Source organism: Cyanobacterium sp., assembly GCF_054166785.1.
Genome location: NZ_JBSZCP010000057.1, coordinates 47004 through 62616, shown reverse-complemented (window position 1 = coordinate 62616; position 15613 = coordinate 47004). Strand labels below are relative to the sequence as shown.

Here is a 15613-nt window from a genome sequence, read left to right as displayed (position 1 = left end):
GAAAATGCCTTTAAATCCTTCTCAGCCTCAATTTCCATCAATTATCCATGGATTTGCTAAGATTTTGGGAAATATAATCGGCAGTAGATTCCACCAAGGCGATGGCATCTTCATAGGCAATGCGAGTAGGGCCAATAATACCCACACTACCCACGGGGTAACTCCCCTGATAATAGTTAGAAGATATTAAACTACAGTAGTGCATCGATTGGAGGGGGTTTTCTGAGCCGATGGTTATTTTTACCTTGGAAAAAGATTGTTGTTGCTCATCTAAATTAAATACCACAGGAAAAAGTTGCTCCTGCTCTTCCTCTAACAATTGTAAAAGAATTTGTAAATGTTCGATATGGGCAAACTCTGGTTGACGAATCATCTTGGCAATACCCTGGACCATAATGGGGCTATGGCTAGCGATACGATAATTTTCGGTAATTTTTTCCAGAAGTTGATTAATAAAATGGGCATACTGCTTAAACCCTTGTTCTAATTCACTCCAATCTAAATCATCTATGTCAAAGAGCGATCGCCCCTTAAGTTTATGATTAAGAAAGTTAGATAACATCTGTAACTGTTGGTCAACGACCTCCCCTGTATGGCTATCATGATCTAAATTGAAATCGTGATGATCAAATAACACCGACTCAGTTTGGTAATTATCAATCACCATCACCAACATTATTTTCTGTTCTGCAATTCTAAGTAACTGTAAATGATAGATAATATTGCTAGTGGTTTGAGGTAAAGTAACCAAAGCGATACAACCGCTCAAATCCGATAAAACCTGAGTAATTTTTTTGAAAAGAATCTCATAATTATTTTGTATCGAACCAACCTTATTACTTAAACTCTTTGCCAAGGACTTTTTAAGAGGTTTTTGGGAAGGTAAAAGCCTATCTACATAAATACGATAACCAGAGTCAGAAGGAATACGCCCCGCAGAAGTATAAGGTTGATATAAAAAACCAGCCTTTTCCAACTTGCCCATGACATTACGGACAGTGGCAGAACTTACACTGAAATCATATTCTTGAATTAAAGTTTTTGAGCCAACAGGTTCGGCAGTGGCGATATAATGTTTAACGGTTGCCTGTAATATTCTTTGATGGCGTTCACTAAGGTTAACTTGAACAGTCATCTTGTAAACATTGATTTATGGTGAACAAAACTAATTTTAAGAAAATATTCATATTCTGTTAGTATAGCGTTTCTACTTTCTTTTTAGATCAAGCAATTGTCCATGGTTTGTGTCAGTTTGTTTTATAATGAGGTCAGCCGTGACCTACGGTAAGTAATTTTATTTATTATTTAAAATTTAGTGATGGAAAATCTGTTAAGTATTGAAAATATTGACCTAGAAACTATTATCACGGCGGCTTTATATCTTAGTCTCAGTGGTTTATACTTGTTGATTCTTCCTGCTGGAGTCTATTTTTATTTAAATAAACGTTGGTATGTGGCTAGTTCTTTTGAAAGGGCATTTATGTATTTTTTAGTGTTCTTTTCTTTTCCAGGAATGCTCTTATTTAGTCCTTTCCTCAATTTTCGTCCCCGTCCTCGGGAGTTAAATTAATCACAATTTTTTATTACCATGAGAAGAATTGACGCTATTTTAGTCGCCTTCGGAGTATTTTTGGCTGGGGGCGTGATTTACTTTGTATTCCAAGTATTGGGTTTGGATGCTGCCGATGCTGGTATCTGGAGTCAGGTGGTATTGGTGTTGGGTTTAATTGGTTGGGTATCTACCTATGTTATTCGGGTATTCACCAATGATATGACCTATCATAAGCAGGTGAAGGATTATGATGATGCTTTTTTTGCGAAACAGTTGGAAAAATTATCCCCCGAAGAGGTTGAGAAGTTGATGGGTGATAAGCAATAAATCTCTAAAGGCAACTCAGGTTAATGTATGATTTTAATGCTAAGAAAATTTTTATATTAATAGTTTAAATGAGTTCTGTTTCTCAATGTTTTGCTGACCTCAAACAAAGGGGTGAATGTGCCTTAATTCCTTTTATTACGGCGGGGGATCCTGATTTGGCTACCACGGAAAGGGCGATCGCCCTTTTGGCGGAAAATGGTGCTGATATGATCGAGTTAGGAGTACCTTATTCAGATCCTTTGGCGGATGGCCCTGTGATTCAAGCGGCGGCTACCCGTGCATTACAAAAGGGGGTTAATCTTGATCAGGTTTTAGATTTAGTAAAAAGGGTGGTAACGAAGGTATCTACTCCCATCATTTTATTTACCTATTACAATCCCATTTTTTATCGTGGTGCCGAACAGTTTTTGAGTCAAATTGCTGAGGCTGGGGTTAAGGGTTTGGTGGTACCTGATTTACCCCTTGAGGAGGCGGAAAATTTCTTACAACTAGCGGAGGCTAATGGGGTTGAGGTTACTTTGTTGGTTGCCCCCACAAGCCCCATGGAAAGGATAAAGGCGATCGCCCTTAAATCCCAAGGATTTATCTATCTAGTTAGTGTGACGGGGGTTACGGGTATGAGAAATGAAATCCAAACGAGGGTAAAGGATTTGATTGCCCAGTTGAATAGCGCCACCGATAAGCCCATTGGGGTCGGTTTTGGTATTTCTGAACCGAGTCAAGCCACCCAAATCAGGGAATGGGGTGCTGATGGGGTAATTGTGGGTAGTGCTTTTGTGAAACGATTGGCAAATCAAGACCCTGAAGATGGTTTAAGGGCGATTGGCGAATTTTGTGCCGAGTTAAAACAAGCTATCAAATAACCCCGTAGGGTGGGCATTGCCCACCACACAATAACTTTTTTCCATAAAGAATTTAATCTCCGAAACCGACACCTAATTTTAATCAAATTGACAACTACAATCCAAAGCTCTGTTTAATAACCTAATGTAATCATTATTTTCGATAACATAAGAGCCAAATCGAGCAAGATGGGGATTCTGCATTTGGGCATCAAACAACACAAAATGACGATTTCGTAAATGCTCCACTAATTTCACCATGGCTACCTTAGAAGCATCGGGAATATTAAAAAACATCGATTCCCCAATAAAAGCCCCTTTAATAACGATACCTAAAATACCTCCCGCTAGTTTATCCCCTTGCCAAGTCTCAAAGCTGTAAGCCCATCCCGCTTGATGGAGTTTAAGATATATTTTCATTAGATCATCAGAAATCCAAGTGGTTTCCCGATCCGCACATCCTAAACATACCCCCATAAAATCTTTGTTTATGGCTACAGAAAATTTATTTTGATTTAAAACTCGTCGCAAAGACTTTGGATAGCGAAAACGTTCATCTAAGGGGATTAGGGTGCGCTCGTTGCTAGAATACCAACCCAAGTTATCGTAATCATCAGCCATTAAAAAATTACCATGGGCATATCCTTGAATAATGGAGGCAATATCTATCATAAGGATGGAAAATCTTTATATAATCGTTATTAAGAGAACGCATATAGTAATATTTAATCATGTCTCAACCCATTCCTCCCATTGTTTTACCCCCCCTTGAAAATGTAGAGCTAGAAGCCAATTGGTTACGGCATAATCTTCACCAGTGGTTAAATGAGGAATTTTTGCCCGAAGCTATTAATGAAACTATTGCTTATCGAGCTTCCCAAATTTTTATTCGTCATCGTCTTGAGGGGGAAAATGATTTAGGCTCTTTGGTAATTGCCATTGTTACTGAGATGCAGTCTTTTGATTTTCAGAAAAGTTTTTATAGTGAATTTGCGATCGCCAATGCGGTCAGTGATTTAATTCTCAGAAGTTTAGGTATTGATACTTGTTGCGGAAATAATTAATTTGGGGATGATGTTGAGTAGAGGAGAGGGCTAATGTACAGTGCCATATTATGGTGAATCCCCTTATCATGGCATTGAATGGCAATATAAGTCTAGTTGGAGGTGCGCGCTGCACAGCAGATCCCGAAGGTATCGCTATGATTTAAAGCTATTGTCTAAATGTCCGAGTTGTGGAGCTAGGTTTAAAATTCCTTCTCTCTGGGAGTTTGGTAAGTGCGATCGGTGTGGGCTGGATTTTTCGGCTATGAGAAGATAAGTTAATGTCATGCTGACGATAGAAAGTATCTGGGAGATTCTTCGTTTCACTCAGAATGACAAAAAGGGGGAAAATGAATGACAAGGCGGTTAAGTGGTTTTGCGTTTGCTTGTCTTTTTCCCTTTCTTTGATTTTTCGGTTAAGGCTTTTTCTTCTCTAATCCTCTCTAATAATATCTCTGCTGGTTCATCGTTGGGATCTTGCGGTACTAATTCCCCTCGAAAGGCTTTGGCTAAGATTGATTGAGTTAGTTTATCGGTGTAGGTTTTGGCTTTTAAGTATCTTTGTTCGATTAGGTCACATTTTCTGAATAATGCTTCTACTCTTTTCACGATCTCTTTTTGTTCTTCAAGAGGTGGAATCGTTATTGTATATTTTTTAACATCTCCTACATTCAAATGCGGTGAAGCAGTACCAGTAATTAAATTTCTAACTTGAGAAAGCACTATTTCTGAATTTAAAAGAATTGTCATATATCTATCATCAAACAATTCAGAAGAACAACGAATCAGCATCATTCTTTGACCTAAACATATTTCAGTATCTTTTGGTATCTGACAAGCAATTCCTAGTATTCCACCTTCTCTACTATAAAGTATGTCTCCTTCTTGAGGTTTAAGTCTTGAAATTCTATCAAGATAAGTTTCATAACTAACATATTTAACATCTTCTAAATTTAACTTAAAAGGTAGAAAATTAGTTGTCCTAACGCAGATTAAACCATTATTAGACCATTTAGGGGTACTATGAGGACAATCTACAATATTAACGGCAACAGACTCTAATGTTGTTATTTTCCAAGTATCGACATCATAATCTACTATTTCACTTGATTTAGGGGATGGAGGTTTTCTTCTTCCTTCTGCCTTTGCTTTGGCACATTCTTCCTCATAGCTTTTTATTCTCTCCTCTTGAATACGTTTTAATAACTCCTCAGCAGGTTCAATGTCTGGATGTGATTTTCTCCAATCAGCAGTTAAACGCCCTGAACAAGCGGAAGCTAGGATGGATTGACGGAATCTTTTGAGGATGCTTGGTATTCTGGAAAGGCGATCGCAACTATCATTCACCTTTGCTAACAACTTCTCTAATTTCGCTACTATTCGTTTTTGTTCATTTAAAGGGGCGATCGGAACACTAAATTCCGTTATATTACCTAACCTAATATAATTGGTTGCTGATCCATATTGTTTATCTATCAAGCTATTTTTCCAGTTAGCCAGAAAGTAGAAATATAAATACTTTCCATTGATGAAAAAATTTGTTAAAGCATAAGTTCTCTGATAAAGATCAAATTTACCATTGTAGTAAAGCACTAAACCTACATTTGCTCCATTACCCGGTAACAAAATCGATTCTCCATCAAATATATAATCATCACTCCTTAATGGTTCAGATGCACAAGTAAAAAAATAGTATTTTCCATTGGGATTTCCCTGATTAACGTCTTTTTTCCCTGTTTGAATGTGACATAATTCTTTGATAATCAGAGGATGTTAAATGTTCACAAATAAATACACCTTTTTCCAAAGCCCATAAAAATTCATTTTGTACTTTAATTGCAGGTGCAAGTAACCACATTACCTCAGTGACACAAGCAACGCTAGTAAGTAAATGACTACGACACTCCGAAAAAAAATTGATAACTTGATCATGGTATTGATCATTAAGGTTATAAAAAGCAACTAATATTCCCGTATCTATTAATATTTGTGGATAATATTTATTGCACATATTTTTGTTTAAGTTTATCGGCTATTATTCGTTTACGAATATCACGATCTGACAAATTTTCTTCTCCATTTAATAAATGTTTTGGTATTCCATCAAGACGCTCTAAAATGGTTTCCGATGATGTCAATTGTGACCAATAATTGCGTAATAGACGTTTAATTAATTCATCGCTATTAGTATTTTCTTTACTGATAATATCAACTAAATATTTTTCTGATTCTTGATCCAAATTAATATTTAACATAGTTTTTTACTTTATCTAAGAGTTTTTATATCATTCCGAGTCTTTATGATTGTCATTGTAAGTTAAATAAATAATCTCGGAAAGATGCTTCTTTCCGTCACCATGACATAGGTTTTTCTGTCATTCCGAGTGAAACGAGGAATCTTCGAGAGATGCTTCCTATCGTCAGCATGACATTAACTTATCTTCCCTCTGCCTTCTGCCTTCGCACTTCCGCCCTCAATCAACTCTAAAACCTCCCTAAGACTGTCAACCACTGCCTCTAACTCCGTAATCGCCTCACTAGCCAAAAAATCAGGCTCAGGTAAATCGTCCGCATCCTCCAAACTTTCATCCTTAAGCCAAGTAATATCGAGCTTATAATCCCTAGCCTTAATCTCATCCAGAGAAAAGCATCTAAACCGCCCCTCAATGCCTAAATCCGTCCGTTTTGCCCTACCGTTGGGATCATCTCCATAACATTGCTCAAATTCTTCAAAATATGCCTTAGTTAAGGGGCGTTCCTTTTTCGTTACCGTTGGTACATTTGAACGAGCATCGAATATCCAGACATTCTCGGTGGGTAAACCCTTCTGTAAAAAAATGACATTCGCCTTAACCCCTTGAGAATAGGGCGTAAAAGTACCCCTGGGCAGTCTTAACACCGTATGAATATTACAATCCTCCATCAAAATCTTAAACACCTCCCCAGCCTTATCTTCAAATAAACAGTTATCAGGAAGAACAATCGCAGCTCTACCACCTCGTTTTAAGATGGTGAGGATATGTTGAATAAAATTAAGTTGTTTGTTACTGGTTTCAATAGTAAAATCATCTCGGATTGGTAACTGATTCGCTCCCTTAGTACCAAAAGGGGGGTTAGATAAAATACAGTCGAAGCGGTCGCCACTATCAGGCTCATAGATAGCATCCCCCAGATAGATAGTCGGCTCTAATCCTTGTAAAAAAAGATTCATCAAAGCCAGACGGCGAGGACGAGGTACTAAATCTTGTCCGTAATAGGTTTGATTTTTAATACGTTTAATCTCTTTCCTGTCAAATACTCCCCCCGTTTCATCTAATAACCATTGATAAGCAGAAACCAAGAAACCACCAGTACCACAGGCAGGATCGCAAACCTTGAAGTCTTTGCTCTCTCTAGGATCGGGCTTCATAAGACGGACAATAGACTGAATCAAAACCCTAGGGGTAAAATACTGCCCAGCGCCCTTCTTACCTTCACTTGCCGCTTTTTCTAGCAATCCCTCGAAGGCTTCCGCTTTTACATCCACCCCTAAACTTGTCCATTCAATCTCATCAATAATATTAATTACTTTTTTTAAATTGACAGGATTATTAAAACGAGGCATGGCTTGGTTAAAGATGTCACCCAACAAACCCGACTGTTTTTGTAGGGTACGAAGTAGATTGAGATAATGTTCCGTTAATTCCTCTCCTGACTTGGATTTAAGAGTTTGCCAATCACAATCGGGGGGAACGTCAATGGCTTTTTCATCTGCCATTTTGAGGAATAACAGATAGGTTAACTGTTCGATATAATCACCATAATCAATTCCATCATGTCGCAGGGTATTGCATAAACCCCATAATTTGCTTACTACGTCCATAAATTTCTGGTGTTAAATAATAAATTGTTTGTTTTGATAAGGTAGAGGTACGAAGTACGAGGGCAGAAGGTTGGTGGAAAAGCAGAAGTACGAAGTACGAGGGCAGAAGTTTTTGCGGAAAGTTGGAAGTGCGAAGTACGAGGGCAGAAGTTTTGATGCAAATACGTTAATAATTTAACATCTGCTTTCTGCCTTCTTATCTCCTGCCTTCTTTCGTCTTGATTTTGTTAATCGCAGATACTAATATACTCTGCATTTCTTCAACTTCTTGTAGTGTTTCTCCCATTAATGAACTATCACTTAAATTGACCTGTTTGGCTATTATTAACTGTGTATCAAGTTCTCTTAAAGAACCTAAAGCAATATGTAAAAATTGTATATATTCTGATTTATATTGTCTCCCATAACCTTCAGCGATATTAGAAGCAACGGAAACAGAACTACGCCTTATTTGACTTGTTAAACCATATAATTCAGACTTAGGAAACGTTTGAGTGAGTTGATAACACTTCACGGATAAATTAACCGCCCTTTGCCAAATAAACTGACTCTTATAACTCATTTCACCTTACCTCCTTTTCAATTTGTTTTAACTTTATAATATTTACCCATACTTATACCCTTTTGAACTTCTGCCTTCTGCCTTCGCACTTCTGCCTTTTTCCTCAAGCCGCGATCGCACTGTTTAAATCACGGATAAGATTATTAAAATCAGTACCAAAAACTTTTTTAGCCTTTCCTTTTCCCCCATGCAATTCAAAGACAGGGGCATATTCAAAATCATCTAAATTGATACTTAGATTTTGGATCAGATGCTGTTTTATATAACCTAACCACTGCAATTGTTCATCTGTAAATTGTTTACCATCAGTCACAAAGGCGATCGCCCTTTCCACCCTTTCCTCAGCAGTAAAAACAGGATAAGAATGATCAAACGCAGAACGAATCAAAGAAATTAGATCCGCTAAAGCCTTTTGATGGACTAACTTATAAGCCCTTTGTAAATTTTCCTCTGTAAAGCGATTTTCCTTTAATTTACTTCTCAACTCCTCTAGGGCATTCACTCCCCAATCTTGGGGGCGTTGACGCAGGATTTGTAAGGCTTCAATCTGATCACTATTTTCCTCCACAAAGCGATAAAAACCATCTAAATAACTCTCAGGAGGTTGCCCTTGTATTACGATTTCCGAACTAACGGTATCCTCTACCTCCTCTGCAACTAAAAAAGTAGCCCGACGACGGGGATAGTTTTCCAGAAAGTCGATAAATTCTTGATCCTGTAAAAGGGCGATCGCCTCTTCTGGTTTTTCCTCAAATAAGTCTTGAAAAGTTCTAGCTAAACCTTTATAACTAGCACCAGATAAGTATAAGTCCGATTGTTCCTTCCCTTCGAGGGTAATACTACGATCAATTCTATGTAACCGTCGATTTAATAAATCTAAGTGACGTTCTCGATCAACATCATAAATAATATTACCCACTACCTGAGAAAAAGGCATACTCTGTTGACGGGGAGGCACAAAGCGAAAATCAGTAGAGTCCGCAAAGTATTCCACCAAAGAGCCATTAAAGCAGTCAAACACCTTAAAATGAGTCTTATTGATGTCTTGACATAGTCTTGTCCCCCGTCCCAACATTTGTACCCAGAGAATACGAGATTTTACAAATCGCATAAATACCACAAATTCAATGGCAGGTATATCAATCCCCGTAGTTAACAAATCTACGGTAACGGCGATGGCAGGGTTAGGACGATTACGAAACTCTCTGATTTTTTGTAAAGGGCGATCGACTTTCCCTGTAATTTTCTGGACAAAGTCATCTCCTCGGTTAAATACTTCTTTACAAATAGTCACCACATGATTAGCGTGGGAAGTATGATCCAAATCATTACAGGCAAAGATTAGGATTTTAGGAAAACGCCCTGTTTCCTCTTCATGGTTCAAGGCATATTTACCAATTTCTTGAATAATTTTACGGGTGCGATCGGGTACTGTTATTTTACGTTCTATATCAGTAGCATTAAATTCCCGTTCGTCTTCTAAATGATCATACAATTTTTCTCCTGTTTTGCGATCAATTCTAGCTACCATTTCCCCTTGTCTGAGAAAAGTACCATTAATAGTTACGTCCGAGTTAATATTAACCTGCTCATAGTCCACTAAATAACCATCTGCGATCGCCTGTTCAGTGCTATAACGAAAGACAACATCTCGGAAAAGATTAAGGGTATGAATAGCAGGAGTGGCAGTTAAACCAATCTTAATGGCATCAAAATGATCCAAAACCTTTCGCCAAGAACCATTTTCAGTGGCAGTATAGCCTCGATGACATTCATCAGAGATGATTAAATCAAAGGCATGGATAGGAATAGGTAAAGTTTCTGCCCCATCTTCAAATTCATAATCTCCATTATCATCTGTCATTCCCAGTTTATTGAGGAATCCCTCAGATTCTTCACTATCGTTCAAAATGACACTATCATTCTCATTTGTCATTCCGAGCTTGTCGAGGAATCTCCCAGAGTTTTGAGTATCCCCCACAGTGACATTGTTTTTCTTCCCAAACAAATTACCATCCATCCTTTGAATGGTGGAAACATACACAAAAGTATGAATTTCTGAAGGTTCAGTTAAGTATTTATTAGGTAATACTTTAGAGTTAAACTTATCTTCTTCCCCGTACTCTTCTTGTTTGAATTGTTGACTATATACCTCATATTCTTGATCAAACTTCTTACCATTGGGAGTAGAAAAGGAAGCAAATGCCCTGACTGCTTGTGCAGCTAATGCTCTGCGGTCAACTAAAAATAATACTCGCTTTACCCTTTTAGAAGCCAAAAGGCGATAAATAGAAGAAACAATAGTAAAAGTTTTACCAGTACCCGTTGCCATCGCCACTAATAATTCTCGTTTACCTTGTTCTATGGCGTTTTCAATAGATGCGATCGCCTCTACTTGGTATGACCTTAAATATTCGTTTTGTTCGATAGGGTTATTTCTTAACCAATCATCAGCAATGTTGTCGCTACGATTCAATAACTCCAGTAACCCTGAAGGAGTATGAAAAGAAGATACAGGACGAGTCAAGTTTTGCTCTTTTCTAATATCAAGAAAATAAATCGATTCCCCATTAGTTGAATAGAGAAAGGGAATCCTATACCCTCGCCAGTCACCAACACCATCAAAAGCCCCCCTTGAATAGCGTTTTGCTTGTTCCATGGCCGACAAAGGATCGCTGGATACTTTTTTGGCTTCAATGGCTCCTACTAACAACCCATTTACCACCAAAACATAATCTGCCCTACCTGTTGCTAATGGATATTCTTCCACCCAATAGCCATTTAATTGACTAATTTCTAAATTATCATCATACTTACACCCTTTCCACCCCAATCCTCGTAAAAGATTATCAATGCGTGATTCTCTGGTTTTTTGTTCAGACTCTTCAATTCCTTTACCATTGCTATCTCGTGAATCCTTCTGCATTTTTAACCCCTTTAACTTTTGCTCCAACTCGTCATAAATTTTATCTAGTAATAAAGGAATAAAAGTATGCCCCCACTTGAGACTTTCCTTAATACTTTCAACCTCAAACTCCACAATCTTTATGCTGTCATTTTCTGAGTCGAGAATAATCAAATAGCGACCATCAATTTTCCCATCATCAGAAAAATCCACATTCTTCTCTTGTAAAAAAGTCAATACATTACAAGCCTTTTGATAATCTAAGCCCGTATTGAGAAGTTTGATCATTATGATGACAGCCACAATATCGACCTTTTCATAAAGAACACTTTTTCCCTTCCCCGGAGCATTTAGTACAGGAATAATAACATTTTGTTCACGCCAATACTGTAACTGTCTCAGGCTACATCCTGTTATCTTTGATACCTGCTTACTCGTTAAATACGGCAATGTTTTTTATGGTTGTGCGTTAAGTGAGATTATCATAATCATTTTAAATCATCTTGATCCATCAAGAAACGCTGATATAACACATTGAGCGTTTATAGATTGCATATAAAAACATTCATGTGTTAATATATAAACAGTTCTAAAATAAAAAAAAACTCTGAGGAGAAATATCAAAATCCTTATAACTTCTTGCTAATTCCTTTATCTTTATGACTGTAATCACTATTCATTGCCGACTAATTGCTCCTGAGTCCCATCGTCGCCAAGTTTGGGACTTAATGGCATTGAAAAATACTCCTATGATTAATGAGATTCTGAAACAATTATATGAAAATGAAGAAATAGAAAACTGGCATAAAAAAGGCAACTTACCAAAAGGCTTAGTAAGAAATATCTGTCAAGAATTAAAAAGTCAACTACCTTTCAACAATCAACCCGCTCGTTTCTATCAAAGCCTTATTAGCTTGATTGAGTATATGTACAAATCTTACCTAGCCATCCAAAAAAAACTAAGGTTTCGATTACAGAGAATAAGTATTTCCCTCTAGGTTCTCAGGGGCATTCTCAAAATAATCTACTTCGTAGTCCTCCTCTTTGAACAAAGAATCCAATACGATATAATCATGTAAGGATAGATTGAAAGGCGCACTTCGTTCGGGATGATGTTAAACATCGCAACTAATTATATTAATAGAATGAATATTGATTTCCAGAAGAAAGACGACAATAATTTGTCACTGGCAGTTCAACGACAAGAATTAGTCATCACGACACCTAATGTGGCATCACGACAAGAATCTGTCACCGATGACAAATAATTTGGCACTGTACACTAACATATCGGGATGACAGGATTTGAACCTGCGGCCCCTTCGTCCCGAACGAAGTGCGCTACCAAGCTGCGCCACATCCCGCTAACAATACAATATAATAACATTTTTCGCCATCCTTGGCTAGGAGTCTTGGTCTTCTGGCAGGGATGGATAATTTTTCCATGTTTTTAGTCCTATTTTTAATCCTGTCCACAAACTTCGGCTTTTTACTTGTACATTTTTAGCTTGTTTTTTTGCTTGGGTAAGATTATTATCTATTTGCTTTGTGACGGATGAAACACTTTTTACCCCTTGTTTTACTTCCCCTGCTAATTCTGTGATTTCGTAGTTGGTAGCTTTAAGGGATTCGAGGGTATCGGGAAATTCTTTGTTGATGGTATCTAGCAGTTTTTCAGCACTACGGGCGGTATTACTTAATTGTTGAGCGAGGGGAATAAGGGCAACCAAAACGCCACAGAGGCTAATGGCAACGAGGGCAAAGGATAATCCTAACCAGATGATGGGATTACTCATAGGCATTTATTTTTGTTCTTCTTTTTCTTCTTGATTGGTCTTTTCTTCACTGGCTTCAATGCCAGCGGCGATCGCCACTTTTAACCGAGTAAGAGTATTTTCCCAACCATCAAGGGCCGAGGCTGATAGACGACTACTATTAATTTTGAGGGTAGAAGATAAATCCTCCGCCATTTCAGGCAGGGCTTGGGCGGTTTTTTTCAAGATTTGACGATTTTCCTTCCCACTTCTAGGAGCTAAAAAGATAGAGGCGATCGCACCTATACTTCCCCCTAACAATAAACCACCAATAAAAGCCGTTTTATTTTTCTCTTCGCTCATTATCTAAATTAATCAACTAATCATTAACCTCTCTATTAGTTTAACGGAGATTGTGAAAGGTGAATATAATGCACAAAAAAGGAGCGAAAATAATTCGCCCCTCTTGCCTCAAACCATAGGGAGATTATACAGCTACAGTTTTCTTGGTGGTAGCACTTAACTCACCCTTAGCATACTTAGCAGCAAAATCATCTAAGCTAACTTGCTTGATTTTACTAGCATTACCAGCAGTCCAGAACTGCTCATAACGATCCAAACAAACTTGTTTCATGTACTTCATAGAAGGTTTCAAGAAGTGACGAGGATCGAAGTTAGAAGGATCTTTGGCGGCAGCTTCACGGATAGCCGCAGTAATAGCTAAACGGTTGTCAGTGTCAATATTTACCTTACGAACACCACTCTTAATACCTTTTTGGATTTCCTCTACAGGTACACCATAGGTTTCAGGAATTTTACCACCGTATTCATTGATCATATCTAACCACTCTTGGGGTACAGAAGAAGAACCGTGCATTACTAAGTGGGTATTAGGTAACTTAGCGTGGATTTCTTCGATACGGCTGATGGCAAGGATTTCACCAGTGGGCTTACGGGTAAATTTGTAAGCACCGTGGCTAGTACCGATCGCAACGGCTAAAGCATCTACTTGGGTACGCTCTACGAATTCTACTGCTTCTTCAGGATCGGTTAACAGTTGAGAATGGTCTAATTTTCCTTCAAAACCGTGACCATCTTCCGCTTCACCCATACCAGTTTCGAGAGAACCTAAACAGCCCAATTCTCCTTCCACACTAGCACCCACCGAGTGAGCTACCTTAACAACTTCTGCGGTTACATTTACGTTATACTCGAAAGTTGCGGGGGTTTTAGCATCTTCTTGTAAAGAACCATCCATCATTACACTGGTAAAACCATTACGGATTGCAGAATAACAGGTTGCAGGGCTGTTACCATGGTCTTGGTGCATTGCCACGGGGATATGAGGATAGGTTTCTACTGCCGCTAAAATGAGGTGACGAAGGAAGTTTTCTCCTGCATAGGTACGAGCGCCACGGGAAGCCTGTAAAATAACAGGACTATCAGCTTCATTAGCTGCTTCCATGATAGAAAGAATCTGCTCAAGGTTATTTACGTTAAACGCAGGGATACCATAACCATTTTCTGCTGCATGGTCAAGCAGAAGTCTCATAGGAACTAAAGCCATAAATTGCCTCCGTTAAATTTTTTTTATAGTAATTTAAGATTTTCTATGTTAAGGATCTTAACTCATTATGGTTGGATCTTCAGATATTTTTCAGATTTTTCTCTTATCTTTTGTGTAATGTCTCGGTTATTTCTTTCAGCTTCAAAGGGACTACTTTTTATTCTTCTTTGGTGGCAAAACTCCAAATTTTCCAAGCCCCTAAACAAAGGGTACTGTTACCGATAACGGTAGTTAAGGCCTGAATAGTGACTAACCATTCTAAACTAGGGAGATTATCATAAAAATGCCAAGTACAAGCACACATAGCACTAATCAATGCTGGTAACATTCCCCATGCTAACCAACGCCAACTATCTTCTCCTGTTACTTCTGCGTAACGCCAGATAAACCAAATGGCAACAATCCATTCGATGACGCTAGACACATGGACTATCCAAGTAGGAATTGATAATGCGTGCATAATTTCGGTTTCAAAATAACTACTCATGGCTGATTATTTTTATCTTAGCTCTTGTCTTACTTTTTCCCCATCTCTTTTGATAATGTAAGCGGGTATTCCTACCACCACACAGTTGGGGGGTACATTTTTGGTAACTACGGCATTGGCACCGACTACTACGTTATCACCGATTTCGATATTTCCCAATACTTTTGCGCCTGCGGTAATTCTGACATTGTTACCAATTTTTGGTCTTCCTGTTTTATCTTTATAACCGATGGTTACTTGTTGGTTTATCCAGCAATTTTCGCCGATGTCTGCCATGATGATGGTACTAAATCCATGCTGAATGAATAAGCCGCCGCCAATATTACAGGATTCATCGAGGAAAAAATAACCGCAGGGGCGATAGATTATCTTTAAAAGATACATGACTATCTTGGGGATAAAGTTCCCTTTTGATAGGCGAAAATAGTATAGGTTACGATATTCGGGGGCTTGTTGTAATAGTTTAATCAGTTGAGTGGTTTGGCTATATTTTTCTATGGATAAGCATTCTACCCATTTATTTATGTCTTTATTTATTACTATTTTTTCCGTGGTTAAATAGTAGGGAATTATTAGTGGAGAAAAGATAATAATTTTAAGATATAGCCATATTTTTTTGATGATTTTTTTCATCTATTTAATATTAAAAGTAGTGATGAGCTAATATTATTAGTCCCCCCTAAGCCCTTTAAGAAGGGGGAATTATCCCCTT

General features: G+C 38.0%; 19 protein-coding genes and 1 tRNA gene. 5 read left to right on the top strand and 15 right to left on the bottom strand.

Features of this window, described 5'->3' with window-relative positions:
* Nucleotides 1-37: 37 nt before the first annotated feature.
* Complete coding sequence (gene hrcA / locus ACXITR_RS11770; RefSeq protein ID WP_457997411.1) at nucleotides 38-1135, bottom strand: heat-inducible transcriptional repressor HrcA; 1098 nt, start codon at nucleotides 1133-1135, stop codon at nucleotides 38-40.
* 183 nt (nucleotides 1136-1318) lie between these two features.
* Between hrcA and ndhL the strand changes: the two genes are divergently transcribed.
* From ndhL to trpA, 3 genes are all read left to right on the top strand, one after another.
* The gene (ndhL, locus tag ACXITR_RS11765) at nucleotides 1319-1570 is read left to right on the top strand and encodes an NAD(P)H-quinone oxidoreductase subunit L (protein WP_457997410.1); all 252 of its coding nucleotides are present in this window, start codon (nucleotides 1319-1321) and stop codon (nucleotides 1568-1570) included.
* A gap of 18 nt (nucleotides 1571-1588) precedes the next feature.
* On the top strand, nucleotides 1589-1879 hold the full coding sequence (locus tag ACXITR_RS11760) for a DUF3007 family protein (protein WP_457997409.1): 291 nt from the start codon (nucleotides 1589-1591) through the stop codon (nucleotides 1877-1879).
* Between the two features lie 68 nt (nucleotides 1880-1947).
* Nucleotides 1948-2742 carry a tryptophan synthase subunit alpha gene (trpA, locus tag ACXITR_RS11755; RefSeq protein ID WP_457997408.1) on the top strand — a complete coding sequence of 265 codons (795 nt, stop codon included), beginning with the start codon at nucleotides 1948-1950 and terminating at the stop codon, nucleotides 2740-2742.
* A gap of 78 nt (nucleotides 2743-2820) precedes the next feature.
* Here trpA and aat read toward each other — a convergent pair whose 3' ends face one another.
* Nucleotides 2821-3393, bottom strand: a complete 573-nt coding sequence (gene aat, locus ACXITR_RS11750; protein WP_457997407.1) for a leucyl/phenylalanyl-tRNA--protein transferase — start codon at nucleotides 3391-3393, stop codon at nucleotides 2821-2823.
* A gap of 59 nt (nucleotides 3394-3452) precedes the next feature.
* On the opposite strand from aat, the gene ACXITR_RS11745 reads away from it, so the two are divergent.
* Complete coding sequence (locus tag ACXITR_RS11745) at nucleotides 3453-3785, top strand: hypothetical protein (protein WP_457997406.1); 333 nt, start codon at nucleotides 3453-3455, stop codon at nucleotides 3783-3785.
* A 135-nt stretch (nucleotides 3786-3920) separates the two neighbouring features.
* On the opposite strand, the gene ACXITR_RS11740 is transcribed toward ACXITR_RS11745, so the two are convergent.
* From ACXITR_RS11740 to ACXITR_RS11710, 7 genes are all read right to left on the bottom strand, one after another.
* On the bottom strand, nucleotides 3921-4052 hold the full coding sequence (locus ACXITR_RS11740; protein ID WP_457997405.1) for a hypothetical protein: 132 nt from the start codon (nucleotides 4050-4052) through the stop codon (nucleotides 3921-3923).
* A 78-nt stretch (nucleotides 4053-4130) separates the two neighbouring features.
* Nucleotides 4131-5507, bottom strand: coding sequence for a restriction endonuclease subunit S (locus ACXITR_RS11735; RefSeq protein ID WP_457997444.1), 1377 nt, complete (start codon nucleotides 5505-5507; stop codon nucleotides 4131-4133).
* Complete coding sequence (locus tag ACXITR_RS11730) at nucleotides 5482-5775, bottom strand: type II toxin-antitoxin system VapC family toxin (protein ID WP_457997404.1); 294 nt, start codon at nucleotides 5773-5775, stop codon at nucleotides 5482-5484. The genes ACXITR_RS11735 and ACXITR_RS11730 overlap by 26 nt, the downstream gene beginning before the upstream one ends.
* Nucleotides 5765-6019 (bottom strand): hypothetical protein, encoded by a 255-nt coding sequence (locus ACXITR_RS11725; RefSeq protein ID WP_457997403.1) that lies wholly within the window; start codon nucleotides 6017-6019, stop codon nucleotides 5765-5767. Before ACXITR_RS11725 ends, ACXITR_RS11730 begins: the two co-directional genes overlap by 11 nt.
* A 176-nt stretch (nucleotides 6020-6195) precedes the next feature.
* Nucleotides 6196-7626, bottom strand: a complete 1431-nt coding sequence (locus ACXITR_RS11720; RefSeq protein ID WP_457997402.1) for a type I restriction-modification system subunit M — start codon at nucleotides 7624-7626, stop codon at nucleotides 6196-6198.
* A 196-nt stretch (nucleotides 7627-7822) separates the two neighbouring features.
* On the bottom strand, nucleotides 7823-8188 hold the full coding sequence (locus ACXITR_RS11715; RefSeq protein ID WP_457997401.1) for a four helix bundle protein: 366 nt from the start codon (nucleotides 8186-8188) through the stop codon (nucleotides 7823-7825).
* A gap of 103 nt (nucleotides 8189-8291) precedes the next feature.
* Complete coding sequence (locus ACXITR_RS11710) at nucleotides 8292-11543, bottom strand: type I restriction-modification enzyme R subunit C-terminal domain-containing protein (protein ID WP_457997400.1); 3252 nt, start codon at nucleotides 11541-11543, stop codon at nucleotides 8292-8294.
* Nucleotides 11544-11752: 209 nt separating this feature from the next.
* Between ACXITR_RS11710 and ACXITR_RS11705 the strand changes: the two genes are divergently transcribed.
* Nucleotides 11753-12091 carry a hypothetical protein gene (locus tag ACXITR_RS11705; protein WP_457997399.1) on the top strand — a complete coding sequence of 113 codons (339 nt, stop codon included), beginning with the start codon at nucleotides 11753-11755 and terminating at the stop codon, nucleotides 12089-12091.
* A gap of 292 nt (nucleotides 12092-12383) precedes the next feature.
* On the opposite strand, the gene ACXITR_RS11700 is transcribed toward ACXITR_RS11705, so the two are convergent.
* The 6 genes from ACXITR_RS11700 to ACXITR_RS11675 all read right to left on the bottom strand — a co-directional run bounded on the left by ACXITR_RS11700 (nucleotide 12384) and on the right by ACXITR_RS11675 (nucleotide 15534).
* Nucleotides 12384-12457: transfer RNA gene (locus tag ACXITR_RS11700), tRNA-Pro, on the bottom strand.
* Between the two features lie 39 nt (nucleotides 12458-12496).
* Entirely contained in the window at nucleotides 12497-12889 is a 393-nt protein-coding gene (locus ACXITR_RS11695) for a DUF948 domain-containing protein (protein WP_457997398.1), read from the bottom strand.
* Between the two features lie 6 nt (nucleotides 12890-12895).
* Complete coding sequence (locus tag ACXITR_RS11690) at nucleotides 12896-13210, bottom strand: YtxH domain-containing protein (RefSeq protein WP_457997397.1); 315 nt, start codon at nucleotides 13208-13210, stop codon at nucleotides 12896-12898.
* Between the two features lie 124 nt (nucleotides 13211-13334).
* Complete coding sequence (gene fba / locus ACXITR_RS11685; RefSeq protein ID WP_457997396.1) at nucleotides 13335-14414, bottom strand: class II fructose-bisphosphate aldolase; 1080 nt, start codon at nucleotides 14412-14414, stop codon at nucleotides 13335-13337.
* 157 nt (nucleotides 14415-14571) lie between these two features.
* Nucleotides 14572-14874 (bottom strand): DUF2499 domain-containing protein, encoded by a 303-nt coding sequence (locus tag ACXITR_RS11680; RefSeq protein WP_457997443.1) that lies wholly within the window; start codon nucleotides 14872-14874, stop codon nucleotides 14572-14574.
* 39 nt (nucleotides 14875-14913) lie between these two features.
* Nucleotides 14914-15534 (bottom strand): serine O-acetyltransferase, encoded by a 621-nt coding sequence (locus ACXITR_RS11675; protein WP_457997395.1) that lies wholly within the window; start codon nucleotides 15532-15534, stop codon nucleotides 14914-14916.
* Nucleotides 15535-15613: the final 79 nt, after the last annotated feature.